Raw genomic sequence first — 26,202 nt, forward strand, 5'->3', positions numbered from 1 at the left:
AAAGGGTTAGACGAATGGCCAAAGCAGCAGGGTAATCACGAAGCCCAGTGTGCCCAGCAGCGTGACCAGTACGGTCCAGGTGCGCAAGCCGTCGGCGACGTTCAGGCCAGCCAGTTTGGTGAACATCCAGTAACCGGCATCGTTGATGTGCGACATCGCCAGACCGCCACCGCCCATGGCCAGGCACAACAGGGCCAGATGGTTGGCACTCAGGTCCAGGGTCGCGATCAGCGGGCTCAGAATGCCGGCGGTAGTGACCAGTGCAACGGTGGTCGAACCTTGCACAGCGCGCAGCAGCAGGGTCAGCAGGAAGCCCAGCGCCAGTACCGGAAGACCGGTATTGCGTAGCGCCTCGGAGACGACCGCACCGATGCCGGTATCGACCAGCACCTTGCCGAACACGCCACCGGCACCCGCGATCAGGATCACCATCGCCACGCCCGGTAACGCCGAACCGATCACGTCGGAGACCTGCGTGCGGCTCCAGCCACGGCGCGAGCCCAGCAGCCAGGCACACAGCAATGTGTCGATCAACAGCGCCACGAGTGGAGCGCCGAGGACGGTCAGGATGGCGCGCAATGTGGAATCGGCGGGCAACAGGGTGGTTGCCAGCGTGCCCATCAGAATCAGCACGATCGGCAGCAGAATCAGCGCGATGATCAGACCGAAGCCCGGCGCTGGAGCCGGCGGCAGTTTGCTCGCCAGACTGCCGGCGCTTTCCTCGACACCCACCGTGCGGGTTTCGGTGGTTTCACGCACCGTCGAATAGTCGTTGCGCGCCCAGGCTTCCAGGTCTTCGTTGGTGACGTGCGGGCCATAGACTTCGGCGCGGATGTCGTCGGTCATCGGGTAGGTCTTGCGGGTCATGCGACCGGCCACGAAGTAACCGATTACACACAGCACGGCAACAATCGGAATGCCCAGCATCAGTACGCGACCCAGATCCGCGCCCAACTGGCTGGCTGCGGCAACAGCGCCCGGATGCGGCGGCAGAAAGGCGTGGACCGCCAGCAAGGCAGCGCACATCGGCAGGGCGAAGATCATCAGCGGCTTGCGAGCGGCACGAGCCACGCCATAAGCCAGTGGCATGAGAATGATCACGCCGACTTCGAAGAACACCGGAATGCCGACCATGAAACCCGCCACCGTCAGCGCCAGCGGCGTGCGCTTGTTGCCGAAGCGGTTGATCAGGGTTCTGGCCAGCGCCTCGGCGCCACCGGAGAGTTCGATGATGCGCCCGATCATCGCACCCAGGGCAATGATGATCGCGATATGACCCAGAGTCTTGCCCATGCCGCCTTCAATCGTGGCGACCAGATCGGCAGGCTTAACGCCCGCGACCAGCGCCACGATGATGCTGACCAGCATCAGGGCGACAAAAGGCTGGAATTTATACTTGAGGACCAGGAACAACAGCAGTGCGATGCCCGCACCGGCCACGACCATCAACATGATTGGCGTCATGCCTGCGCGCTCCCTTCAGGAGTGACAAAGGGTGACAGCGAGCAAATCCGAACAAAAACGGGATGTAGGTAAGTCATGCTCTCGATTCCTGTTGTTATTGTTGTCCGGCCACGCCGGGGTTGTCCGGGAGACGCGATGCGCCTCCCGATCAATACGCTTCGGTTACCACCTGGCGCCGAAGACCTGCCGCAGTTCTTCCAGAGCCGCGGGCTCCAGCGGGGCAGGTTTGGGATTTGTCATCAGCCACAGACGGGCCGTTTCTTCGAGTTCTTCCAGGGCGTAGCAGGCCTTGGCCACCGAGCTTTCCCAGACCACCGGGCCCAAACGCTCAAGCATCACGCCGCGCACGCTGTTGGCCAGTTGCGCGACCTGCTCGGCCACTTTTGGCGAGCCTGGACGCTCGTAAGCGATCAGCGGGATGTGCCCGACTTTCATCACCTGATACGGGGTCAGTGGCGGCAGAATGTCGTCCTCACGCCACACGCCCGCCAGGGTCAGCGCCACCAAGTGCGTGGAATGGGTATGTACGACGCCGCCGACGTGCGGGTTGCGGTCGTAGACTTCGCGGTGCAGAGCGAGGGTCTTGGACGGCTTGCTGCCGGACACCCATTCGCCCGCCAGGTTGACCTTGGCGATGTCGGCCGGGTCCATGCGGCCCAGGCAGGCATCGGTCGGCGTGATCAGCCAGCCGTCATCAAGACGCGCGCTGATGTTGCCCGCGCTGCCGACCGTATAGCCACGGCCGTAAAGCAGCCTGCCGACATCACAGATTTCCTGACGCAATGCGTTCTCGTCGATCATCAGGCTTCCCCCGCCAGTTGCTTGAGGGCCTTGGCGAAGAAGTCGCGGGCACCGAAGTTGCCTGACTTGAGCGCCAGCGCCAGCGGTTGGGCGCCGTTGCTGAAGGTGGCCGGAACGCCTGGATCGATCTGTGCGCCGATCTGCAGCAGTTGCACGCCCAGCGCCTGAACCACTGCCCCGGACGTTTCGCCGCCTGCGACCACGAAGCGTCGCACGCCCGCCTCGAGCAGGCCTCTGGCGATCTGGCCCAGCGCTTCCTCGACCATCGCACCGGAGCGTTCGACACCCAACTCGTTCTGCACGGCCTTGACTTCATCCGGTGTGCTGGTCGCGTAGATCAGCACGGTTTGCCCGGCATCTCTGGCGAACGCCAGTGCCTGCTCGACCACGGGTTTGCCCGCAGCCAGGTCCAGCGGATTGATGCGCAGGGCAGGGCGATTGCCTTCCAGCCAGGCCGCAACCTGACCGTTGGTGGCGACCGACGCACTGCCTGCCAGCACCACTTCGCCGCCGCCGACGTCAACGTGTCTGGCTGCGTCCATGTCGCGCAGTTTGCCTGCCTTACGGAAATTGCCCGGCAAGCCCAGCGCCAGGCCAGAGCCGCCCGTCAACAGCGGCAGGTCGGCGCAGGCTTCTCCCAGCACATACAGATCGGCATCGGACAACGCATCGGCGATCGCCATGCTCACGCCCTCGGCACGCAGCTCGGCAATCCTGCCGCGCACGCTTTCCACGCCTTTGGAGACGCTGTCATAACGCAGCAGGCCGACTTTGTGGGTGGTCTGCGCTTGCAGGACGCGCACCAGATTGGCGTCGGTCATCGGCGTCAGTGGATGATTCTGCATGCCCGATTCGCTGAGCAATTGGTCTTGCACGAACAGATGGCCACGGAAAATCGTGCGGCCGTTTTCCGGGAATGCCGGACACGCCAGGGTGAAGTCGCTGCCCAGTTGTTCCAGCAACGCTTCGCTGACCTGGCCGATGTTGCCTGCGGCGGTGGAGTCGAAGGTCGAGCAGTACTTGAAGAAAATCTGTTCACAGCCGCGTTCGCGCAGCCATTCCAGCGCGGCCAGCGACTCGGCGACCGCGTCGGCCGACGGCGTGGTGCGGGATTTGAGGGCGATGACAATGGCGTCGGCATCCAGACCGGCTGCCATTTCGGCGCTCGGGATACCGATGCTTTGCACCGTGCGCATACCGCCGCGCACCAGCATGTTGGCCAGGTCAGTCGCGCCGGTGAAGTCATCGGCAATGCAGCCCAGCAGCGGGCGAGAGTCGTTAAGGCTCATCAAAGGCTCCTCAGGCTTTATCAGTCTTGGCTTTCGGCAGTTCGATGCCCGGGAAGATCTTGATTACGGCCGAGTCATCCTCGCGACCGAAACCGGCGCTGGAGGCCTGCATGAACATCTGGTGTGCGGTGGCCGACAGCGGCAGCGGGAATTTGCTGCTGCGGGCGGTATCCAGCACCAGACCCAGGTCCTTGACGAAAATGTCGACGGCCGACAGCGGCGTGTAATCGGCATTGAGAATGTGTGGCACGCGGTTTTCGAACATCCACGAGTTGCCGGCACTGTTGGTGATCACTTCGTACAGCGCATCGGCATCGACACCTTCACGCAGGCCCAGGGCCATGGCTTCGGCGCTCGCGGCGATGTGCACGCCTGCCAGCAATTGGTTGATGATTTTGACTTTCGAGCCCAGGCCATGGACGTCGCCCAGGCGATAGACCTTGCCCGCCATGCCGTTGAGGATCGCTTCTGCCTTGGCATACGACTCGGCCGGGCCGGAGGTCATCATGGTCATCTGGCCGGAAGCGGCCTTGGCTGCGCCGCCGGAGATCGGGGCGTCGAGGTACAGCAGATTCTGTGCGGCCAGACGCTCGCCCAACTCGACAGCGAAGGTCGGCGCGACGGTAGCGCAGCCGATCACCAGACTGCCCGGACGCAGCGCTGCAATGGCGCCGTTCTCGCCGAACAGCACGGTTTCGGTCTGCTCGGCGTTGACCACGACCGTGACGATCACGTCACAGGCAGCGGCCATGGCCGCCGGGGATTCACAGGCAACACCACCTTCCTGAGCGAACGCCTCGGTCACGCTGGTGCGCACATCGCAGGCATGCACATTGAAGCCGCTGCGCAGCAATGAACGGGCAATGCCCAGACCCATCGCACCCAGGCCGATGACGCCAACATTCTTAGTGTTCATGCAGTAATCCTCAAAGTCAGTGTCCGCGCCTGTGATGCCGGCAGGTGGACGATATTGTTCTGATCTGTGAAATGGATAGTGGATCAATGAGTAAATAATGTGAAGTATTTTTATTTTTCACATAAGTTAACATCGATAGGGTTTTTCCATCGGACAGCGTGGGACGGTGACGCAGAGGGTCACAGGCGCAGGATGGATGGGGGGGTTGAGACACACGCTCGTTCCCACGCTCCAGCGTGGGAATGCATCTCTGGACGCTCTGCGTCCGCTTCGGGAGGTGACCCTAGCGTTTGCCGCTCACCGGGGCGAGCAGCAGTTCGATGCGCTGTTTGCGGATGCCGTCGGCGGCGGCTTCGGCCAGGGCGGCGTCGGTGATGATGGTGTCGAACTGGTCCAGCGCGGCAACCTTGTACATGCCAAAGGTGCCGTATTTGGAGCTGGTCGCGACCAGCACGGTTTGCGAAGCGGACTGCATGGCAGCCTGCTTGACCTCGACTTTCAGTGCCGAGGGCGTCGTGGTTCCGCGTTGCAGGTCCCACGAACTGGTGGACATGAACGCCACATCCGTCGCCAGTTGCCGCAGGGTCGCAGCCGCCAGCCCGCCGACGCTTGAGCGGTTCGGATGATCGAGCAGGCCGCCGGTGTGAATCACATCCACGTGCCCGGCATCGGCCAGTGCATTCACCACGCCAAAATCGTTGGTGACCACGGTCATGCCGGACAACGCAACGATGTGCGGCACGATTTCCAGAGTGCTGGTGCCTGCGTCCAGGTAAATCGTCATGTCCGGATGCAGCAGACCGGCCGCCAGCCTTGCCATGCCCTGTTTGTGCGGAAGCTCCACCACCGCCTTGGATTGATGGCTGGGCTCGCTGTGCACCTGACTGGCAATACGCACGCCGCCGGTGACCGAATAGGCACGGCCCTCCTGTTCCAGCAATGCGATGTCACGGCGGATGGTCATGTGCGAGCACTCGAACATCTCCATCAACTGATGCACGCTGAGCACCTGATGCTTGCGCAACTGACGCAGCATCAGCTCCCGACGCTGATCGGGAATCATCGGTGTGCCGCCGGATATGGCGAGCTCCTCTTCGGTGGACATTGCAGCTCCTGTGCCTCGGTGATGCCGCGGATCATGACGTGCGGTCCGGGCATCTTAGCCAATCGCCCCGTCAATGGAAGTGGCGACCGGCTTTTGTTCACAGGATCAGCTCATCCAGTTGCCGCCGTCCACGTTGTACGTCTGCGCTACCACGTACTCGCTGTCCGCCGAGGCCAGGAAAACGGCCATGCCCGACAGGTCGTCTGCCGTGCCCATACGCCCGAAGGGTACCTGCTCGCCGACCAGCCTTTTCTTTTCACCCAGCGGCCGGTTTTCATAGCGGGCGAACATCGCGTCGACGCCGTCCCAGTGCTCGCCGTCCACCACGCCGGGCGCGATGGCATTGACGTTAATCCGGTGTTTGATCAGGTCCAGCCCGGCGGACTGGGTCAGACTGATCACTGCGGCTTTGGTCGCGCAATACACACCGACCAGTGCTTCCCCTCGACGTCCCGCCTGGCTGGCCATGTTGATGATCTTGCCGCCGTGCCCCTGGGCAATCATCTGCCGGGCTGCCGCCTGCAGGGTGAACAGCGTGCCGCCGACGTTGATCGAGAACAGACGCTCGAAACTTTCCCGGGTGATGTCGACAATCGGTGCCAGATCGAACAGCGCGGCGTTGTTGATCAGAATGTCCAGCTTGCCGGTCTGCGCCACCACCGCAGCGATCGCGTGATCAATGGAGGCTTGATCGGTCACGTCCATCCTGACTGCATAAGCGTTCGGTCCGAGTTCGTTTGCGGTGGCTTGTGCACGTTCCAGATTGATATCGGCGATGGCGGCGGTTGCGCCTTCGCGGATATAGGTCTGCGCCAGGGTGCGCCCGATGCCGCGGGCAGAGCCGGTGATGAGCGCACTTTTACCTTCCAGTCTTTTCATGATTCGTTATCCGTCCTTCAGAGAGTGTGTCGGATTACTTGGGATACCCGGCGCGCTTCATTTCCCGTTCAGTCACCGTCTGGGCCGCAGCGAGGGTCTGTTCGACGGTGGTCTGCCCGGTCAACGCCGCGGTGAACAGTTTGCCGACCGAGGTGCCGATGGCCTGGAATTCCGGGATGGTCACGTATTGAATGCCCACGTAAGGCACCGGTTTGGCGGACGGATGGGCGGGGTCGGCGTGCTGCATCATCTGCAAGGTCACTTTTGCGAACGGCGCTGCCTGCAGATACGCCTCGTTATAGGTCGAGGTGCGAGTGCCCGGCGGTACGTTGCTGATGCCGTCTTTTTCGGTCACCAACTGGATGTATTCCTTGGACGTCGCCCAGGTGATGAACGCCTTGGCTGCCTCTTTATGTTTGGAAGTGACAGGAATTGCCAGCGACCACGCATAGAGCCACGATGATCCCTTGTCGGTGACTTCTGTAGGCGCAGGCGCAAAGCCGACGCTGTCGACGACGCGGCTTTGTTCCTTGTCGGTGGTAAACGAGCCTGCGACGCTGGCGTCTACCCACAGCGCGCACTTGCCGCTGTTGAACAGGGCCAGCGTTTCGTTGAAGCCATTGCTGGTCACGCCGGGAGGCCCGTACTTCTTGAGGGTGTCGACGTAGAAGTTGGCTGCTCTGGTCCATTCCGGGCTGGTCAGTTCAGGCTTCCATTGTTCGTCGAACCAGCGCGCGCCGAACGCGTTGGCCATGGTGCTGAGCAGCGCGATGTTTTCGCCCCAGCCGGCTTTGCCACGAAGGCACATGCCATACAGGCCCTTGTCCGGCTGATGCAGTCTGGCGGCGAATTCGCCCAATTGCGTCCAGGTCGGGTGTTCCGGCATGCTCAGTCCGGCCTGCTTGAACAGGTCGGTGCGGTAATAGGTCAGGGTGCTTTCGCCGTAAAACGGCAGGGCGTACAGCGTGTCCTTCACCGACAGGCCCTGACGCACGGCGGGGAAGATGTCTTGCAAATCGTATTCAGGTGGCAAACCGGTGATGGGCTCAAGCCACTGTTTGGCGCCCCACAGCGGGGTTTCGTAAGTGCCGATGGTCAACACATCGAACTGACCGCCCTGGGTCGCGATGTCGGTGGTCAGTCGCTGGCGCAGCACGTTTTCTTCCAGCACCACCCAGTTGAGCTTCACGTCGGGGTGCTGCTGCTCGAAGATTTTCGACAGGCGCTGCATGCGGATCATGTCGCCGTTGTTCACGGTGGCGATGGTGATGGTTTCAGCCGCGTGGCCGACGAGGGCAAAGGACAGACCGGCAGACAGGAAAAGCGCTTTGTGCATCTTCATCGTCGTGCTCTCCACTCCGCGCCGCTGATGGCGGGAGTCATTGTTTTTGTTGTTGGCCGTGGTGTTCGTGAAACCATGCGGCTTCCCACAGATTCAAGCGACCGCCACGGCGGCGAGTGGATTACAGCAGTCAGGCAAGACCCGGACAAACGCGTTGCGCACAACGCGCCGATACTTTTTTAACCGAACGCCGTCCGGCCGTCCGAAATCAAAAAAGTATCAGTGCCGGTCACAATCACCGCTAGCGAGGCAGGATCGGGCACGCGTATGTTGGTGCCTGCACGAAGCACCCATAACGATAAAAGGGGCCTGCAATGCCTGACAGCCGAGCGGCTCTTTTCGAGCAGCGTCCTGCCGAACTTGAAGTCATCCTTCCCGAGCCCGACCAGTGTTTTCGCTGGTACGAGCACGACTATCCCTACGCCCTGGCGCGATGGAATCATCATCCGGAATTCGAGATTCACCTGATCCGCCGTGGCAGCGGCAAACTGGTGGCGGGCGATTACATCGGCGGGTTCGACGCAGGCCATGTTGCGTTGATCGGTCCCGACCTGCCCCATGACTGGATAGGTGATCTGGCACCGGGCGAGCATCTTCAGGGGCGCGACGTGGTCTTGCAGTTCGATGGTGCTGCGCTGCTGGCATTGCGCAAGACGCTGCCGGAACTGGGCGAGCTGCAGTGTCTGTTCGAGCAGGCGCGTCGTGGTCTCGAGTTCACGGGGGCCACGGCGGTGCAGGCGGCGCGGCTGATGGAAGACATCGGCAGGGCGCAAGGTCTGGAGCGGCTGATACTTTTTCTGCAACTGATCAACACGCTGGTCAAGGCTCCGTCTCAGGACGCTCACCTGCTCGCCAGCAGCTGCTACGCACCGACGCTGGACGCGCGCAGTTCCGAGCGGATCAACAAGGCGTTCGACTATCTGTTGACCGAGCTGACCAACGACATCCGTCTCTCGGTGATCGCGCAGCGTCTCGAGATGACCGATCCCGGTTTTTCGCGCTTCTTCAAACGCAACACCGGGCACGGTTTCATCGATCTGATGCGCAAACTGAGGGTTCAGCGCGCCTGTCGGCTGCTGCTGCAGTCCGACATGTCGGTTTCGGACATCTGCTTTGAGGTCGGCTATGCCAACCTCTCCAACTTCAACCGGCACTTTCGCGTCGAGACGGGCCAGACACCCAGCGATTACCGACGCGCCATGGCGATGACCCTGTTCAACACCGCGCGCAGCGCCTGAGAGTTCGCAACCGGTTGCGGCTCACTCAGTGCGCCGAGTCCTTGACCTGCGGCTCCCGCGTCACGGCCTTGACCAGTTTGCCGATGGTCAGGCCCTGCAACAGGATCGACAGCAGCACCACGATGTAAGTAATGCTCAGCAGCAGGTCGCGTTCGGGTCCGGTCGGCAGGGCCAGCGCCAGGGCGACTGAAACACCGCCACGCAAACCGCCCCAGGTCAGGATACGCACGGTGCCCTGCGGCACAGAGCGCCAGCGACGCAGCAGCAGAATCGCCGGTGCCACGGTGACAAACCTCGACAGCAGAATGGCCACGGCCAACAGGCTGGCGGCAATCAGGTGCTGCCACGAGAACGGCAGTAGCAACAGCTCCATGCCGATCAGCGCGAACAGCATCGCGTTGAGCATGTCATCCAGCAATTCCCAGAAACCGTCCATGTAGCGACGGGTCATGTCGTTCATCGCCAGGTTGCGTCCCAGGTTACCGATGATCAGACCGGCTACGACCATCGCGATTGGGCCGGAAACATGCAGCTCCGACGCCATCGCCGAACCGCCGATGACCAGTGCCAGAGTCAGCATGACCTCGATCTGATACTGCTCGATGCTCTTGATCATCAGGTACACGGCATAGCCGATCAGACCGCCGAACAGCACGCCGCCAACGGCTTCGTGCACGAACAGCATGGCCGTTTCGCCCACGGTCGGGGTTTCACCCAGTTGCGCGATGCCCAGTAAAACCGTGAACACCACAACCGCAGTGCCGTCGTTGAAAAGGCTTTCGCCCACGATGGTGGTCTTGAGCGGCTTCGAGGCATTGGCGGTGCGCAGTACGCCCAGCACCGCGATGGGGTCGGTCGGCGAGATCAGCGCGCCGAACAGCAGGCAGTAGAGCGGGCTGACGTGCCAGCCGAACAGGGCAAAGATCCAGTACGCCAGGGCGCCGATCACCGTGGTTGCGATCAACACGCCGAACGTTGCCAGCAGCCCGATGGGCCAGCGATAGCTGCGCAGGTCCGCGAGGTTGACGTGCAGGGCGCCTGCAAACAGCAGGAACGAAAGCATCCAGTTCATCAGCAGATCGCCGAAATCGATCTGGCCGATCAGTTCCTGAACGCGATTTTCGAGGCCCGGAAAACCCATCAGGCTCAGGCCCTGCAGAATCAACGAGAACATCAGCGCAGTGACCATCACGCCGATGGTGGGGGGCAGACCGATGAAGCGGAAGTTCACATAGGTCAGCAGCGAAGTGAGGCAGATAAAAGCAGCAACAAGTTCAAGCATCCGTCATTCCAGAATCCGTGTATCCAGTTTCAATTGCAGCGTGGTCGGCAGCGTTCAGCGTGACCGAGTCATGCCCGGAGCAGACTGTGATGGCCCGGATAGCTGTTCAGGCACATTGCTTCAAACACGCACGAGGGTCTGCGTTGACCATGCAAAGACGCAGGCGTTGCAAAAGCTCGGCAATCAATGGGACGAAGGGCTGTAATCGGCAGCGGAATGAAAAGCGGAAAACAAAAAAAATCAGCCCGGACGACTGTCCGGGCTGAGGGTGGGTGGAACATGGGGTTCGGCGTATCGGGGTGGCCTCCTGGCAGGTCTGAAATCATTGGCTGTTTCGGCACCCGCTGAGAACCTGATACTGAACAGTCTTCAGATCGCCCTTGGAATCCTGATACGTCATCAGTTTCGGCATGACGCTGCAGGTCTTCAGGTCCGGGGATTTGCGGACGACTTTGGCAACGTCCAGTTTCATCCCGTACTTGTACTCCTGGATCTCAGGCATCGTCTTCTTGTGAAGCGTTGCGTATTTCTGGATGGCGGCCTGGTGATCCTTGATCAGGGTTTCTGCCTTGACCTCATCCGAGGTGTAAGCAAAAGCGCTCAGAGGGGAAAGAATCGCCAGAGCCAGCAGCAGGGATTTAGCAGTGGTACGCATGTTCGTTTTCTCCGTTGTTTGAAAGTGAGTTCAATGTAACGGTCGAGGGTTAACGCGAACGTTACTGAATAATTACGTTTTTGTAAGTTTGGAGATTACGCGGTTTTTTTAACGTTTTTTATTTATGACAAATTTGTCATTTTTCGCTCACCTTCCTGTTAGGTGCCGGCTCGTAAGATGGGCTCATTCCTGAAAAGCGCCCAGCGCAAAACAGGATCCAAACATTAACGAGAGAAAGAGGAAATGACGATGAAACTGATTAAATCGATGGTCTTTGCAGTCGCCGCCTTGTCCTTTACAAGTGCCTTTGCCGACGACGGCAACGAATTCGCAAGCACCGCTGCAGACAAGATGCGCATGGCCCAGGAGCAGCGTTTCCAGGAGCGTCAGGCCGGCAAGCAGGGTGAGCAGTACGTCAACTCGGATGAGAAATCCAAGTCTGACAAATCCGACAAGACCGAAGGCTAACGCGTTTGGTCTGCAATGAGCAGCACCCTTGTTCGCCTTTGGCAGCTTTCCGGCTCCTTTGGTTGAGGCGAATCTTTAAGCGTCCTTCGGGGCGCTTTTTTTTGCTATTTTGAAAAGCACAATATGCCAGTTGGCATATTGTATTAGTTGCGTCTTTCTGACGTGTTATTCCATTTTTAGTGCAGGCAGGGTTTTCTTTCAGATTTGTAATCCGCCCGTCATCTTCACGTTATCTCCGCCTCTTCAAGATCGTGTGTCACTGGCAGCCTTTTATTGATAACAACATGCCAGGTCGACACGTTTACCCGATCTGCCAAATGAACGGAGTGCACATGAATCAACGTAAAAGACTTTCCCTCGCCTTGTGTTCGACCCTTGCCGGGATGACCCCCTTTGCCGCCTTCGCAGAAGAGCAGAAAGAAGGGTTTGTCGAAGGCAGCACGCTCAATATCCTCAACCGAAACTTCTACATGAACCGTGACCACCGTAATGGCGAGTCGAGCCCGACAGGCAGCGGCTACTCCGAAGGCTGGGCGCAAGGCATCATGGGGCGGTTCGAATCCGGCTTTACCCAGGGCACCATCGGTGTTGGCCTCGATGCGTTCGCCATGGTGGGCATCAAGCTGGACACGGGTGACGGCCGCAACGGCCTGCAGACTCCGTTCTCGGTGATGCCTGTCGACTCGGACGGCAACGCCCGCGACGAATACACCAAAGTCGGCGGCGCGCTGAAAGCCAGAGCCTTCGACACCGTGGTTCATGTCGGCGATGTGTTTCCCGTGACGCCGGTGGTCGCCTACGGCGATGCGCGTCTGTTGCCGGAAAGCTTTCGCGGCGTGACAGCCAGTAACACCAGCATCAAAGGCCTGACCGTGCAGGGTGGTCGCCTCAACGGGATGAGCCAGCCCGCGTCCAGCGATATGAAGGAAGGCTTTTCCACGTTCTACGCCGGCCCGGTCGACTCGCCCTGGCTCGCCTACTTCGGCGGCGACTATGAGGCCACCGACAGACTGAACCTCTCGCTGTACACCAGCCGGTTGAAGGATGCCTGGGATCAGAAATACGGCTCGGCCTCCTATGCGCTGCCGATCACCAGCGACCTGACCATGACCAGCAGCCTGAACTATTACAACGCGACCGACGAAGGCAAACGGTTGCTCGGCGAGTTTGACAACGACATCTGGAGTGCCAGTGTCGGCCTGAAATACGGCGCACATAGCCTGGCGGTTTCCCATCAACGCAACCAGGGCGATGACGACTTCGATTACCTGAGACTGTCCGACTCGATCTTTCTGGCCAACTCCATCCAGTACAGCGACTTCAACTCACCGAAAGAACGCTCGTGGATGGTCACCTACAACCTGGACATGACGCCCTACGGCGTGCCCGGTCTGACGTTCATGACCCGCTATGGCAAAGGCACCGATGCCGATTACTCCAATGCCAACAGCACTTACATGCGCCGCGACGCGCAGGGCAACCCGCTGACCGACCAGAAACGCTGGGAGCGCAACATCGAAGCCAAGTACATCGTTCAGACCGGCACCATGAAAGATCTGTCCGTACGTGTGCGTCAGGCCACGACCCGAGCGACCGCATTCGAGTCTGATCTGGATGAGGTGAGGGTGATTGTGGAATACCCGTTGAGTGTTCTCTGACTGTTCGCCAAGCAATAAAAAAACGCCCCTCGGGGCGTTTTTTCGTTAAGCGTCATGGCTCAGGCAATCACTTGGCTTCGACCGCTTCCTCCTCCCGCCGATGCGCCCATTGATACAGCGCAGGCAGCACCAGCAGGGTCAGGGCCGTAGACGACAGAATCCCGCCGATCACCACGGTCGCCAGCGGCCGTTGCACCTCGGCGCCGGTGCCTGTTGCCAGCGCCATGGGAATGAAGCCCAGCGATGCAACCAGCGCGGTCATCAGCACCGGGCGCAGGCGGGTGAGGGCGCCTTCGGTGATGGCGTCGTGCAGGGAGCGGCCTTCTTCGCGCAGGTTGCGAATGAACGAGATCATCACCAGTCCGTTGAGTACTGCCACGCCGGACAGGGCGATGAACCCCACGCCAGCCGAGATCGACAGCGGTATGTCTCGCAGCCACAGCGCCATGACGCCGCCAGTCAGGGCGAACGGGATGCCGGTGAAAACCAGCAGACCGTCCTTGAGGTTGTTGAACATCAGGAACAACAGCGCCAGGACCAGCAGCAGCGCCACGGGGACGACGATCTGCAGGCGTTTGGCGGCCGATTGCAACTGTTCGAACTGACCGCCCCAGTTGGTCCAGTAGCCCGCCGGAATCTGCACGCTGCTGTCGAGGGTCTGACCGGCTTCTTCGACGAACGAGCCCAGGTCACGGCCGCGCACGTTGGCGCTGACGATCACCAGTCGCTTGCCGTTCTCGCGGCTGATCTGGTTCGGACCTAACACCAGATCGAGGCTGGCGACCTGCGACAGCGAGATGAAGCTGATCTGCTGGTTGCTGCTGCCTGCGCTGGCGGGCACCGGGATGAGCAGGCTGGAGAGTCCGGCCACGTCAGTTCGCAGTTGCTCGGACAACCTCACGACCATGTCGAAGCGACGATCACCCTCGTAAAGCGTGCCGGCCTGACGTCCGCCCAGTGCGGTAGCAATGGCGTCCTGCACATCAGCGACATTCAGACCGTAACGCGCTGCCTTGTCGCGGTCGATATTGATGGTCAGCACCGGCAGGCCGGTGGTTTGTTCCACCTTCACTTCTGACGCGCCCGGCACCTTTTGCATGGCAGCGGCGATTTTGGCGGCCGTCTGGTTGAGCACGGCCATGTCATCGCCAAACACTTTCACGGCTACATCGCTGCGCACGCCTGACACCAGTTCGTTGAAACGCAACTGGATCGGCTGGGACAGCTCGTAATTGCTGCCCGGCACGCTGGCAGCGGCCTTTTGCAGCTCGGCAATCAGGGTTTCCCGCGATTTGTCCGGATCCGGCCATTCGCTTTGCGGCTTGAGCATCACGTAGCTGTCGGAGATGTTGGGCGGCATCGGGTCGGCGGCGATTTCCGCAGTGCCGGTGCGCGCGAACATGCGCTCCACTTCCGGCATTTTTTCGATCACGGCTTTTTCGAGGCGCTGCTGCATGTCCACCGATTGCGTCAGGCTGGTGCCGGGCACGCGCAGGGCCTGCAGCGCAAAGTCGCCTTCGCTCAGGCTCGGGATGAACTCACTGCCCATACGACTGGCGGTAAATCCGGACAACACCATCACCACGAACGCCAGGGTGAAGGCAATCCAGCGATGCCCCAGCACCCAGCCGAGTACCGGCGCATAACGCAGACGAGCCGTGCGCATCACGAAGCCTTCTTCTTCCTTGACCTTGCCGGTCACGAACATGGCGATGGCCGCAGGCACGAAGGTGACCGACAGGATCATGGCGCCGAGCAGGGCGATGACCACGGTAAACGCCATCGGGTGGAACATTTTTCCTTCGACGCCGGTGAGGGCGAAGATCGGCAGGTACACGACCATGATGATCAGTTGGCCGAAGATCAGCGGACGGCGAGCTTCTTTCGCCGCAGCGAAGACTTCATGGAAACGTTCGGCGCGGGTCAGCATCCGGCCGTGTTTCTGCTGGGCGTGGGCCAGCCTGCGAATCGAGTTCTCGACGATCACCACCGCGCCATCGACGATGATGCCGAAGTCCAGTGCGCCGAGGCTCATGAGGTTGGCACTGACCTTGTTGGCAAACATGCCGGTGAAGGTAAACAGCATCGCCAGCGGAATGACCATCGCGGTGATCAGCGCGGCGCGGATGTTGCCCAGAAACAGGAACAGGATCGCAATAACCAGAATCGCGCCTTCGACGAGGTTCTTCTTGACCGTTGCGATGGCTTTTTCGACGAGGTTGGTGCGGTCGTACACGGTGACCGCTTCGATGCCTGCGGGCAGCGTGCGGTTGATGTCGGCGAGCTTGGCGGCCACGGCCTGGGAAACCGTGCGGCTGTTTTCGCCAATCAGCATGAATACGGTGCCCAGGACCACTTCGCGGCCATTTTCAGTGGCCGCGCCGGAGCGCATTTCCTTGCCGATGCCGACTTCGGCCACGCTGCTGACGCGGATGGGCGTGCCCTGAACGTTGGCGATGACGATATTGGCAATGTCATTGATGTTTTCGAGCTGGCCCGGTGCGCGGATCAGCAGTTGTTCGCCGCCTCGTTCGATATAGCCCGCACCGACGTTGGCGTTGTTGCGCTCCAGCGCCGCGACCAGATCATTCAGGGTCAGCTTGTAGGCTGCAAGTTTCTTGGGATCTGGCGCGATTTCATACTGTTTGGCGAAGCCGCCAATGGTGTTGATTTCGGCCACACCCGGCACGTTGCGCAACTGCGGCTTGATGATCCAGTCCTGAATCACCCGCAGGTCGGTCGGCGTGTACGGCGTGCCGTCCTCCTTGCGTGCGCCTTCACGGGCTTCGACGGTCCACAGGAAAATCTCGCCAAGACCGGTAGAGACCGGCCCCATCATGGTCTCGACACCTTCGGGCAACTGGTCCTTGGCAATCTGCAGCCGTTCGTTCACTTGCTGGCGGGCGAAGAACAGGTCGGTGCCGTCCTCGAAGATTACCGTGACCTGCGACAGGCCCGAGCGCGACAAGGAACGCGTCTGCTGCAGGCCGGGCAGGCCGGCCATGTTGGTTTCGATGGCAAAGGTGATGCGTTGCTCGGTTTCCAGCGGTGAGAAGCCGGGTGCCGAGGTATTGATCTGCACCTGTACGTTGGTGATGTCGGGGACCGCATCGATGGGCAGTTTCTGGTAGCTGGCGATGCCCAGTCCTGCCATCAGCAGGACCGCGAGCATCACCACGATGCGCTGTTCAATCGCGAATTTGATCAACCGTTCAAACATGGGGGAGTACTCGTACGACGCAGGTCAATGGGCGTGCTCGGCGGAGCCTTTGCCCAGCTCCGACTTGAGAATGAAACTGCCGGTGGCGGCCACTTGAGTGCCTGCGGCCAGGCCTTGGACGATTTCCACGTAGCCGCCATCGCTGCGGCCGAGCGTGACGGGCGTCAGCTGAAAGCCTTCGTCGTTGCGCACGAACACCGAAGGCTTGTCTTCGACGGTCTGGATCGCTGACTCGGGCAGGCTGACTGCGACCTGGCTCTGTTCTGCCGCCACATCGACCGAGACGAACAGCCCCGGTCGCCAGGCGCCATTCGGGTTGGCGAGGGTGACGCGAACAGTCGCGGCACGTGTCTGCTCACCCAACAAGCTGCCGACATAACCAATGCGCCCCTCAACGCGAGCGTTGAGGTCGGGTGCGCTGACGGTGACGGGACGACCCACGATCACCTTGTCCAGATCCTTTGGCGCGACGCCGAAGGTGGCCCAGACGCGGGACAGGTCTGACAGCGTGAACGCGTTGCTCGCGTCGCTGACCACTTCGCCGATGGCCAGGTGTTTTTCCACGACCATGGCGTCGAACGGGGCGATCAGCTCGTAACGATTGCCTGCGGTAGGGCTGACACTTGCCCCGATGGCGCTGAGCTTCTGCCGGGCGTTGGACAGGCTGATGTCCGCTTCCTGAAACGCCTGACGCGCCTGCTGGTAATCCTGTTCGGCCGAGATCCGGTCTTCCCAGAGCTTCTTCTCGCGTTGCAGGGTCAGTCGCGCCAGCTCCTGACGGCGCTGTGCCGCGCTCAATTCACTGCGTTGATCGGAAATCTGCTGACTGGCGATGACCGCCAGCACCTGGCCTTTTTTGACGCTCTGCCCCAGCTCGACCTTGACCGATTCGACCACGCCTCCGACCCGAGGCACTACATGGGCGGTGCGGTCTTCATCGAAGCGGATTTCGCCAGGGAAGGTGACCGAGGTGCTCATCGGCCGCGATTCGGCAGCGACCAGTTCAATGCCGGCGGCCTTGATCTGTTCGGCACTGAGTTCAAGGTGACCTTCTTCTTCCTCGTGCGCGGGTTCCGCTTTCGCGGCGCCGTGCTGTTCTGGCTCGCTGCCATGGCCTTCCTCGCCATGTTCCTCGTCGGCGTGGGCTTCTTCTCCAGCGTGGGCGTCTGCCGATTCGTTGGCGTGCTTGTCCGATTCAGCCTGGGCGCTGAAGGGCAGCAGGCCAGGGTTCACGGTCAGGCTGCCCAGGCCAATGATGACCACCACCGCCAGGGCGATGCCAATGCTTCGTTTGTTGTCCATGGATGCTCCCGGCAATCATGTAGGTGCTGCGCACGCTGCGGTGCGCTCGATAGGTGCGCAAAAGAGAAATCAGGGTTTGAGGCTGAACCGGTCGAGATCGCCATAGATGCGTTCGACGCTGACGCTGGCATCGGTGGCCGTTGCCAGCGATTCCAGGTACTGGCTACGGGCGGAAATCAGTGTGCGCTGGGCATCCAGGACTTCGAGGAACCCGAACTTGCCCATCTCGAAGCCACGGGTTGCCGTGTCCACCGCGCGCTGCGCCGCAGGCAGGATGACCCGGTTGAACGACTCGACTTCGCGCGATGCAGTGGCCCATTGATCGAGTGCCGACTGGATCTGGGTGCGCAGCTTCAGCTCCACGGCATTGCGCAGATCGCGTGCCTGATCCGAACGTCTGGCAGCAGAAAGCACATTGCCCTGATTGCGATCGAACAAGGGAATCGGCATCGACAGGCCGACCACATTGATGCGCTCGCGATCTTCACGGCTGTACTGGCTGCCGACACTGACTGTCAGGTCTGGAACTCGCTTGGCGCGCTCCGAACCCAGCGCGGCTTCGCGTTGGTCGATCTGGGCCTGAGCAAGTCGCAGTTCGGCGGTTTCGTTGAGGGCGGTCAGTAATCTGGCTGAAGGCGGTACTTTGCCGGGCGACAGGTCGGTGTAGTCCAGCCGGTCGAACGAGGCGGTCGGTGAGCCTGTCGTGCGTGCCAGCTCGCGGTAGCTGTTGATTTTCAGGGTCTCGGCGCGGCGTACCAGCAGATCGGTTTCGGCCAGTTGCACCTGAGCGCGTGTCGCTTCGACCGGTGAAGTCTTGCCCGCCTGAACGCGACCTTCGGCCACTTGCAGGCCACGCTCGGCCAGTGACCTTGATTGTCGCGCCAGATCCAGACCGGCCTGCGCCCGGGCTGCGGCATAGAACGCCTGAACAACCTCGGCGCGCAATTCGTTGCCGCGCCGTTCAAGCTCGATCCGGGCGGCGTCCTGTCCACGGTTGGCCGCTTCGATTCGCGCACCGCGCTTGCCGCCCAGTTCCAGCGCCTGGCTGAGCATCACGGTGGTGGTTCGGGTCTCGCTGCGTGTGTCCTCCGCTTCCCAGGACGCGACCGGGTTAGGTATCAAGCCCGCCTGCTGGCGCTCGCCTTCAGCCACCCCGATTTCCCGGCGGGCTGCCGCCAGATCAGGGTTTTCGGCAAACGCCGCTTCGATGGCCTGTGGCAGGCTCAGACCCTGGGCGATTGCGACAGGTGCCATCGATGGAAACAACAGCACGCACAGTGCACCCGTTCTGATGTGCGTCCACCTGGACGCCAGCTTAAACCCGAGCACGATCGTGGCTCTCCAGTTGCATACAACACCCCCGTCAGTGGAAAGAACAACCGCGCCAAAAGGCCTGTTGAACCTGAATGGGGAGGACTTTATGTAACCGGAGGTATCAGAGGGATTGCTGCAAAATTACAATTCCGTTATCTGCTGTGGAGGCTGGCTGTTTGCCCGTACACTGCGGATCAACCGACATCAGACAGGACATTTATCCATGCGAATCCTTGTAGTGGAGGACGAGCCGAAAACTGCCGAGTACATGCATCAGGGGCTGACCGAAAGTGGCTATGTCGTCGATATCGCCGCCACCGGACTCGACGGTCTTTACCTCGCGCAGCACCAGGCGTATGACATCGTCATTCTGGATGTGAACCTGCCTGAAATGGATGGCTGGGAGGTCCTGGCCCGGCTCAGGAAAACCGTCAACACCCGCATCATGATGGTCACCGCGCGGGGGCGTCTTGAAGAGAAGGTCAAGGGCCTGGAAATGGGCGCCGACGACTACCTGGTCAAGCCTTTCGAGTTTCCCGAGTTGCTGGCAAGAGTCCGGACCCTGATGCGTCGCTCCGAACAGCCGAGCACGCCGCAGGTCCTGCAGGTCGGTGACCTGGAGCTGGATCAGGGGCGCCACCGGGCATTTCGTGGCAAGCAGCGCATCGACCTGACCACCAAGGAATTCGCCCTCCTGCACCTGCTGATGCGCCACACCGGAGAGGTGATGTCGCGTACCCAGATCATTTCGCTGGTCTGGGACATGAACTTCGATTGCGACACCAATGTGGTCGAGGTTTCGATCCGCCGCCTGCGCGCCAAGATCGATGACCCGTTCGAGACCAAGCTGATCCACACCTTGCGTGGCGTCGGTTATGTGCTGGAAGTGCGCGAATGAAACCCACACGCCTCTCGACGCGGCTGGGCCTGACAGTCACCGCGTTGAGTGCGTTTCTGGTGGTGATCATGGAGTTGTTCGCCTACGCGGCCATTTCCCATCAGCTTGATCTGCGTGCTGCAGACAGCCTTCGGGAGAAGTTCGAGCAAATCGAACACGGGCTCAGTGAGGGATTCCTGTCCGTTGGCGACATCGTCCAGTACCCGCACACGCTGCGGGATCAGATTGTGGGTCACGACAGTTTTGCGCTGAGCATCTTCGACTCCAGCATGCCGCGCCAGCCCCTCATGAATATCGGCAACAAGGAGGGTCGGAACCTGCCACCGCCCGCGGCCGACGGTCAGGCTGAAGGTTTTCATGAGCTGGAATCCAGCGAAGGTCACAAGCTGCTGGTGGGCTACAAGAACATTCGTCTCAAGACGGATGAAAACATCCTGGTCATGCTGACGCTTGACCGGAAGAACGACTCTTCGCTGCTGCACGCTTACATGATGTCCACCTTCATGATTCTGCCGGTGATCCTTTTGCTGGTCGGGCTGGGGGCGTGGTGGATCGTGCGCCGCGGGCTCAGGCCGTTGGGCGCGTTCCGGAAAGTGACCGCGCTGATTTCGGCCCGCGACCTGTCGCACCGCATGAAAGTGACCGGCCTGCCGGACGAACTGCGCGACCTGGCCCACGCCGTGAACTTCATGCTGCACCGGCTGGACGGCGATGTTCAGCAACTGTCGCAGTTCTCGGACGATCTGGCCCACGAGATGCGCTCGCCCATGAATAACCTGATGGGCAAGGCGCAGGTGACATTGTCACGACCCCGTCCGCCTGAGGAGTACAGACAGGCGCTTGAGTCCTGTACCGAAGAGCTGGAACGCATGTCGCGCATGATCGCCCAGATGCTGTTTCTCGCAAGCGTCAGCCAGCCCTCGGCACCGTTGGCGCTCGAACCCATCGATCTGCGTGAAGAGTCGGAAAAAGTGGCCGAGCTGTTTTCGGCATCGGCTGAAGAGCGTGACATTACCTTGCAGATCGAAGGCAGCGGGAAAGCCATGGGCGACCGCCTGATGATTCAGCGGGCGATCTCCAACCTGCTGTCCAATGCGATCCGCCATGGGTCGAGTGGCAGCGCCATCATGATCAGTATTACCACACGCGCCGAAGACATCACGCTGGCGGTGCGCAATGCCGGGGAAGGCATAGATGCCGAGCACCTGCCGCGTCTGTTCGACCGTTTTTACCGGGTTCACGTCAGTCGCGCCCGGCAGCAGGGCGGCACGGGCCTGGGGCTGGCCATCGTCCGGTCGATCATGAGCCTGCATGAAGGGCAGGTTAAAGTCGAAAGTGAGCCAGGGCAGTTCACGACGTTCAGCTTGATTTTTCCCAGACTGGTGTAAGCCGTAAGAACCTTTGGGCCGCATCCGGCTCTGAGCTTTAAGGCTGCTCGTGCCTGGCATGCTTCTAGATGAAGCCAAAAAACAAAGGATGGATGTATGACAGTAGCTTTCTGGTGTGTGCTGGTGGCGATCCTTTTGCCGATCGCCTGTGCAGGCATCGCCAAGATCGGCAGCGGCAAATTCAAGCGAGGCGATAATCATGACCCTCGCGCTTTTCTCGACAATCTGGAAGGGTTTCCGAAGCGCGCGCACGCAGCGCAACTGAACAGTTATGAAGTGACACCTTCGTTTGCTGCGGCAGTGATCATTGCGCATATTGCGGGTAACGCGCAGCTAGTAACCATCGACGTGCTTGCGGTGTTGTTCATCACCAGCCGCCTGCTCTACATCATCTTCTATCTGGCCGATCTGGCAGCGTTGCGCTCCCTTGCCTGGCTGGTCGGGATGGGGCTGATCATTGCCCTGTTCGGTGTGTCGGCATTCCCGGCTGCGGCGTGACCGGCTGAAACACCGTCGACTGCAGGCTCCGCCTGGAACAAGCTTTCTGACGGATTCCACCCGGCATCCGTGAGAAAGCGCAGTCTGGCAGCCAATACGGGGCTGTGGGGGGCGGCTTGCTGGCGATCTGCCGGGAGCCGGCAGACTCGCTGCATCAGCTGAACGCTGTGGCTGCTCATCAGGTGATGTGACTCAGCGGAAGTGATCTGCCGCTTACTCGTCCGGCTGCACCTTCTCAAGTTCTGCCTGCGCATCCTGCAATTCCTTGCGCGACTCTGCCAGCTTGTCCTTGCGCTTGTTGATCTTCTCCGGATCGCCTTTGTCCATCGCCTTGTTCAGGTCGGACTGGCGGCGGCTGACTTCACGTTTGGCGTCCAATACCTTTTGTTCACGCTGCTTGACCAGTGACGCCTCGGTGCAGTTGGCATTGACCTCAGCCAGTGCCGTTTCCAGGCCAGCCTGCTGAGCCTTGTTGCCCTCGGTCTTGGCTTCCTGAATCTTGTTATTGATTTCCTGGCTCTTGAGCAGGCACTCGGAAGGGGGCGCCTGTTCGGTGGCGAACAGCGGTGTAACCAGTAACGTGCAGCTGGTGAAAAGAACCAGCGGTGATAGAAACTTCATATGAACTCCTTTTGAACACAACAACGTCCGGGCATAAAAAGTGAAACCCGGACTCTAGAAACCTGAAATACCCGAAACACGCAATTGCTGGCTTAATGCCCGCACGTGCGGGTCGTTGAAAAACGCAGTGAGTTTTGCCGCTCGTCCCGGACCGACGCCGGGCTCGGCCTGCCACTGTTCAACACTGCGCGCTGCCAACTGATCCCAATCGGCATCCAGTCGAGCGCTTCCGGCAGGCGGCAGGCCGATAGCCTTGAGCCATGTCTTGAACGGCTTTTGACGCGCCGTCTGCAGGCTGGCGAACAGTTTAGCGCTGCTACGCTCGGCAAGACCGGGAATGTTAACAAGCTCAGCCTGATCGAGGGTCATCCAATCGACCAGTCCGTTGATTTTCCCGCTTTCGATGAGCTTGTCCCAAGTCCCCGGGCCTACGCCATTCAGGGCCAGCCCCTTCTTGCCGCTGAGCCAGATCAGCCGCGCCCGGAACTGACTTTCGCAGCCCTGAGTCGGTTGCCAGCAACTGAGTTCATGAAAGTCACTGGCCTGCGGAACGCTCACCTGCACCCGCTCGACACTGCGTGTAATGACACCGTCGAGGCGTGGAATGGTCAGCCCGGCCAGACTGATTGCCACCTGATCGCCGGGGCGGATGTCCAGCGTCTGCCAGCGTTGCAGCGAGCCGGTGCTGATGCGACTGACGGTCCGGTCGTCCAGACGGATCGGCACCAGCTCAAGCATCGGTGTGATCCTGCCGCTGCGACCAATCGTGAAATTCACCTTGCGCACCTCGGCCAGCGCTTGCGCATAAGGGTGCTTCCAGGCGGCGATCCAGTAAGGCGCTTTCGCTTGCCAGCGTTCGGAAGAGGGGCGTTCGCCCTGACGCATGATGACGCCATCGGTGGCGAAGGGTAACGGGTTGCGAAACCAGTGCTCGCGCCATTGTGCGGCCTGAGTGGGATCTGTGAGCGGCAGCGTGTAGGCGGCGCTGTCGGCAAACCCCAGTGCCTTGAGTCCGGCCAGACGCTCGCTCATGGTGATCGGCCCGTTGGGCCAGTCCCAGACGAACAGCCCGATGGTGTCGGCTTGTGCAGGGCTCAGTGTCTTGCGTGCGAGCAGGCCTGCGACCTTGCTGCGGGCATTGACGCTGCCTGATGATGCTTGAACATGGTCAGGCAATCGCTCGTACAACTCGCCTTGCAGGATGAGGTCGTCCGGCCACGGCAATTGATCGGGAATGGCCTTGATCAGCAGCGCCTGAGACGTCCAGTCCTGCCCCTTCACACCATCACCTCGGCTGATGGCCTGTGTCAGTCTGCCTTTGGCGTAAACCAGCGTGACGGCCACCCCATCGACTTTGGGTTGAATCCACAGGTCGGTCCGGCCTTGCAGCCAGTCTTTGACATCCGCCTCGTCAGCCAGCTTGTTCACACCCGTGTGCGCAACCGGGTGCGTCACAGAGCCGCCTGCGGTCTTCAATGGGTTGTCGCTCGGCGTCGAAACGGCAAAGCATCCACGCCAGGTCTCCAGTTTCTGGCGGGACTGATCGTAAAGCTCGTCGGGAATTCGTGAGATGCCCAGGCGGTGATAGCTGTCGTCCCACGCGGCGATCTGTTGTTGAAGCGACAGCATTTCTGCCTGTGCCTTGCTGGCAGCCCAGTTCGGACATTGGCTGGCGCCGGTGAAGGGGGATAGAACGATCAGGAGGGCAAAACTCATCAGGCGTTTAACAGACAGCATCGAAGCATCCTTGCTTGGGATTGGCCGGGGAAGGCTAGCTGTCGCCTGACGGTGAGGCTTGTCGGCATGGTTACCGGGTTTTGCGATCCTGGTGCATTGCACGTGATGGCGCTTGTATCCACTCGGGAAGGTTCGTTCGCTGTTACAAAAAAGGGTCGATGATGAGCGCCGGTGTTCGTGTAAATAACTGTTTGCGCAGAGGGTGTGACGTTTCTGCAATGTATCTACTATTTGGCGGGGTGATGTATGGAAGTCAAAATTCAGCAATGGGGCAATAGCGCAGCAATACGATTGCCAGCCAATGTTCTCAAGCAGATGAGCCTTGTCAGCGGCGACGTGCTGGTGCTCGATGTTTCTACCGAAGTGATAACGCTCAAACCTGTCAGGGCCAAGCTGCATTATCGCCTGTCCGACCTGATGGCTCAGTGCGATCTGGACGCAGCCGAGCCTGAGGAATTGTCTGATTGGAACGCCATGCAGCCGACAGGGCGCGAAGTGTGAGGCGGCCCAGATTCAATCGTGCGGATATCGTCCGCATTAATTTGAATCCGACCGCTGGCCGGGAGCAGCAGGACGATTTTCGCCCTGCGCTTGTTCTTACTCCCGCCGCGTATAACGTCTCGGGCCTGGCAATCGTCGCGCCGATAACGCAAGACGGTGATTTCGCCCGTTATGCCGGATTTGCAGTCCCGTTGAGCGGTTCAGGCACCGAGACGCAGGGTGTGGTTCTATGTAACCAGATTCGCACGGTTGACCTGGAGGCTCGCGGGGCAAAGTGTATCGAGGCCGCTCCCGATGTTGTGATCAACGATGTGCTTGCCCGAATACACGCCCTCTTTGAGTAAAAATACTGACTGAGTGAGCGCGACACCCCCTAAACAAAAGCCCCCGGAGACTCACGTCGCCGGGGGCTTTTGATGACCGCAGGAGAATTACAAACCGGCAGCAGCGCGCAGGGCGTCGGCGCGGTCGGTTTTTTCCCAGGTGAAGGCGGTGAAGGTGTCATCGCCAACGGTCATTTCGACCGGGGTACGACCGAAGTGGCCGTAGGCCGCAGTGGCCTTGTACATCGGGTGCAGCAGATCCAGCATGGTGGTGATCGCGTATGGACGCAGGTCGAAGTGCTCGCGAACCAGGCTGATGATCTTGTCGTCGGACAGCTTGCCGGTACCAAAGGTGTTCAGCGAGATCGAGGTCGGTTGTGCGACGCCGATGGCGTAGGACACCTGAATCTCGCAACGCTCGGCCAGGCCTGCAGCGACGATGTTCTTGGCAACGTAACGGCCGGCGTACGCAGCTGAACGGTCAACCTTCGATGGGTCCTTGCCGGAGAACGCGCCGCCGCCGTGACGGGCCATGCCGCCGTAGGTGTCGACGATGATCTTGCGGCCGGTCAGGCCGCAGTCGCCCACCGGGCCACCGATGATGAAGTTGCCGGTCGGGTTGATGTGGAACTGGGTGTCCTTGTGCAGCAGGTGCGCTGGAATGACGTGCTTGACGATCAGTTCCATCACGCCTTCGCGCAGGTCTTTGTAGGAAACGTCCGGGTTGTGCTGGGTCGACAGAACGATAGCGTCGACGCCCACGACCTTGCCGTTTTCGTAACGGCAGGTGACCTGGGATTTCGCATCCGGGCGCAGCCAGGGCAGCAGGCCGGATTTACGGGCCTGGGCCTGACGCTCGACCAGTTGGTGCGAGAAGGTGATCGGAGCAGGCATCAGTACATCGGTTTCGTTGCTGGCGTAGCCGAACATCAGGCCCTGGTCGCCGGCGCCCTGATCTTCAGGCTTGCTGCGGTCAACGCCCTGGGCGATGTCTACCGACTGCTTGCCGATGATGTTCATCACGCCACAGGTCGCGCCGTCGAAGCCGACGTCGGAGCTGTTGTAGCCGATGTCGAGGATGACGTTACGCACGATGTCTTCCAGATCGACCCAGGCCGACGTCGACACTTCGCCAGCGATGATCGCCACACCGGTCTTGACCAGTGTTTCGCACGCCACACGGGCGTATTTGTCTTCAGCGATGATGGCGTCCAGAACCGCATCGGAAATCTGGTCGGCGATCTTGTCCGGATGCCCTTCGGACACGGACTCGGAGGTGAAAAGTGAGTATTCGCTCATCTCT

The 26,202-nt window shown here is 60.5% G+C and carries 23 protein-coding genes; 8 read left to right on the forward strand and 15 right to left on the reverse strand.

Annotated elements, in window-relative coordinates; all coding sequences use genetic code 11:
* Positions 1-6 precede the first annotated feature (6 nt).
* The 7 genes from JTJ32_RS11175 to JTJ32_RS11205 form a co-directional block, all read right to left on the reverse strand.
* Complete coding sequence (locus JTJ32_RS11175; protein WP_210042044.1) at positions 7-1,464, reverse strand: GntT/GntP/DsdX family permease; 1,458 nt, start codon at positions 1,462-1,464, stop codon at positions 7-9.
* 162 nt (positions 1,465-1,626) lie between these two features.
* Positions 1,627-2,265: a 3-oxo-tetronate 4-phosphate decarboxylase gene (gene otnC, locus JTJ32_RS11180; RefSeq protein WP_099228715.1), complete on the reverse strand. Its 639-nt coding sequence runs from the start codon at positions 2,263-2,265 to the stop codon at positions 1,627-1,629.
* Positions 2,265-3,554: a 3-oxo-tetronate kinase gene (gene otnK / locus JTJ32_RS11185; RefSeq protein ID WP_210042046.1), complete on the reverse strand. Its 1,290-nt coding sequence runs from the start codon at positions 3,552-3,554 to the stop codon at positions 2,265-2,267. The genes otnC and otnK overlap by 1 nt, the downstream gene beginning before the upstream one ends.
* 10 nt (positions 3,555-3,564) lie before the next feature.
* Positions 3,565-4,470 (reverse strand): L-threonate dehydrogenase, encoded by a 906-nt coding sequence (ltnD, locus tag JTJ32_RS11190; RefSeq protein WP_024685313.1) that lies wholly within the window; start codon positions 4,468-4,470, stop codon positions 3,565-3,567.
* 283 nt (positions 4,471-4,753) lie between these two features.
* Positions 4,754-5,575 carry a DeoR/GlpR family DNA-binding transcription regulator gene (locus JTJ32_RS11195; RefSeq protein ID WP_099228713.1) on the reverse strand — a complete coding sequence of 274 codons (822 nt, stop codon included), beginning with the start codon at positions 5,573-5,575 and terminating at the stop codon, positions 4,754-4,756.
* A 105-nt stretch (positions 5,576-5,680) separates the two neighbouring features.
* Positions 5,681-6,454 (reverse strand): L-iditol 2-dehydrogenase, encoded by a 774-nt coding sequence (locus JTJ32_RS11200; protein ID WP_210042048.1) that lies wholly within the window; start codon positions 6,452-6,454, stop codon positions 5,681-5,683.
* A gap of 34 nt (positions 6,455-6,488) precedes the next feature.
* Positions 6,489-7,796: an ABC transporter substrate-binding protein gene (locus JTJ32_RS11205; protein WP_210042050.1), complete on the reverse strand. Its 1,308-nt coding sequence runs from the start codon at positions 7,794-7,796 to the stop codon at positions 6,489-6,491.
* A gap of 314 nt (positions 7,797-8,110) precedes the next feature.
* On the opposite strand from JTJ32_RS11205, the gene JTJ32_RS11210 reads away from it, so the two are divergent.
* Positions 8,111-9,034, forward strand: coding sequence for a helix-turn-helix domain-containing protein (locus JTJ32_RS11210; RefSeq protein ID WP_210042051.1), 924 nt, complete (start codon positions 8,111-8,113; stop codon positions 9,032-9,034).
* 25 nt (positions 9,035-9,059) lie between these two features.
* Here the strand turns inward: JTJ32_RS11210 and JTJ32_RS11215 are convergent, their stop codons facing one another.
* Positions 9,060-10,316, reverse strand: coding sequence for a cation:proton antiporter (locus tag JTJ32_RS11215; protein ID WP_099228709.1), 1,257 nt, complete (start codon positions 10,314-10,316; stop codon positions 9,060-9,062).
* Between the two features lie 322 nt (positions 10,317-10,638).
* Positions 10,639-10,971: a DUF2790 domain-containing protein gene (locus JTJ32_RS11220; RefSeq protein ID WP_099228708.1), complete on the reverse strand. Its 333-nt coding sequence runs from the start codon at positions 10,969-10,971 to the stop codon at positions 10,639-10,641.
* Positions 10,972-11,214: 243 nt separating this feature from the next.
* Here JTJ32_RS11220 and JTJ32_RS11225 point away from each other — a divergent pair, with 243 nt between their 5' ends.
* Positions 11,215-11,439, forward strand: a complete 225-nt coding sequence (locus tag JTJ32_RS11225) for a hypothetical protein (RefSeq protein WP_180274344.1) — start codon at positions 11,215-11,217, stop codon at positions 11,437-11,439.
* A 332-nt stretch (positions 11,440-11,771) separates the two neighbouring features.
* Entirely contained in the window at positions 11,772-13,097 is a 1,326-nt protein-coding gene (locus tag JTJ32_RS11230; RefSeq protein WP_210042053.1) for an OprD family porin, read from the forward strand.
* A gap of 67 nt (positions 13,098-13,164) precedes the next feature.
* On the opposite strand, the gene JTJ32_RS11235 is transcribed toward JTJ32_RS11230, so the two are convergent.
* The 3 genes from JTJ32_RS11235 to JTJ32_RS11245 form a co-directional block, all read right to left on the reverse strand.
* The gene (locus tag JTJ32_RS11235; RefSeq protein WP_099228705.1) at positions 13,165-16,317 is read right to left on the reverse strand and encodes a CusA/CzcA family heavy metal efflux RND transporter; all 3,153 of its coding nucleotides are present in this window, start codon (positions 16,315-16,317) and stop codon (positions 13,165-13,167) included.
* A gap of 24 nt (positions 16,318-16,341) precedes the next feature.
* Entirely contained in the window at positions 16,342-17,619 is a 1,278-nt protein-coding gene (locus tag JTJ32_RS11240; protein ID WP_210042054.1) for an efflux RND transporter periplasmic adaptor subunit, read from the reverse strand.
* Between the two features lie 69 nt (positions 17,620-17,688).
* Positions 17,689-18,912, reverse strand: coding sequence for a TolC family protein (locus tag JTJ32_RS11245; RefSeq protein WP_210042212.1), 1,224 nt, complete (start codon positions 18,910-18,912; stop codon positions 17,689-17,691).
* Between the two features lie 244 nt (positions 18,913-19,156).
* On the opposite strand from JTJ32_RS11245, the gene JTJ32_RS11250 reads away from it, so the two are divergent.
* The 3 genes from JTJ32_RS11250 (at position 19,157) to JTJ32_RS11260 (ending at position 21,717) form a co-directional block, all read left to right on the forward strand.
* The gene (locus JTJ32_RS11250) at positions 19,157-19,831 is read left to right on the forward strand and encodes a heavy metal response regulator transcription factor (RefSeq protein ID WP_099228703.1); all 675 of its coding nucleotides are present in this window, start codon (positions 19,157-19,159) and stop codon (positions 19,829-19,831) included.
* Entirely contained in the window at positions 19,828-21,219 is a 1,392-nt protein-coding gene (locus tag JTJ32_RS11255) for a heavy metal sensor histidine kinase (RefSeq protein ID WP_210042055.1), read from the forward strand. Before JTJ32_RS11250 ends, JTJ32_RS11255 begins: the two co-directional genes overlap by 4 nt.
* Before the next feature lie 96 nt (positions 21,220-21,315).
* Positions 21,316-21,717: an MAPEG family protein gene (locus JTJ32_RS11260; protein WP_099228701.1), complete on the forward strand. Its 402-nt coding sequence runs from the start codon at positions 21,316-21,318 to the stop codon at positions 21,715-21,717.
* 213 nt (positions 21,718-21,930) lie between these two features.
* On the opposite strand, the gene JTJ32_RS11265 is transcribed toward JTJ32_RS11260, so the two are convergent.
* Complete coding sequence (locus JTJ32_RS11265; protein ID WP_099228700.1) at positions 21,931-22,338, reverse strand: DUF1090 domain-containing protein; 408 nt, start codon at positions 22,336-22,338, stop codon at positions 21,931-21,933.
* Between the two features lie 54 nt (positions 22,339-22,392).
* Entirely contained in the window at positions 22,393-24,075 is a 1,683-nt protein-coding gene (ligB, locus tag JTJ32_RS11270) for an NAD-dependent DNA ligase LigB (RefSeq protein WP_210042056.1), read from the reverse strand.
* Between the two features lie 246 nt (positions 24,076-24,321).
* On the opposite strand from ligB, the gene JTJ32_RS11275 reads away from it, so the two are divergent.
* Both JTJ32_RS11275 and JTJ32_RS11280 read left to right on the forward strand, forming a co-directional pair.
* Positions 24,322-24,576, forward strand: a complete 255-nt coding sequence (locus JTJ32_RS11275) for an AbrB/MazE/SpoVT family DNA-binding domain-containing protein (protein ID WP_184322268.1) — start codon at positions 24,322-24,324, stop codon at positions 24,574-24,576.
* Complete coding sequence (locus JTJ32_RS11280) at positions 24,573-24,920, forward strand: type II toxin-antitoxin system ChpB family toxin (RefSeq protein WP_210042213.1); 348 nt, start codon at positions 24,573-24,575, stop codon at positions 24,918-24,920. The genes JTJ32_RS11275 and JTJ32_RS11280 overlap by 4 nt, the downstream gene beginning before the upstream one ends.
* Before the next feature lie 87 nt (positions 24,921-25,007).
* On the opposite strand, the gene metK is transcribed toward JTJ32_RS11280, so the two are convergent.
* Positions 25,008-26,198: a methionine adenosyltransferase gene (gene metK / locus JTJ32_RS11285; RefSeq protein ID WP_004880242.1), complete on the reverse strand. Its 1,191-nt coding sequence runs from the start codon at positions 26,196-26,198 to the stop codon at positions 25,008-25,010.
* Between the last annotated feature and the right edge of the window lie 4 nt (positions 26,199-26,202).

Source organism: Pseudomonas alliivorans, from assembly GCF_017826695.1.
In the GTDB taxonomy this organism is placed as follows: Bacteria; Pseudomonadota; Gammaproteobacteria; order Pseudomonadales; family Pseudomonadaceae; genus Aquipseudomonas; species Aquipseudomonas alliivorans.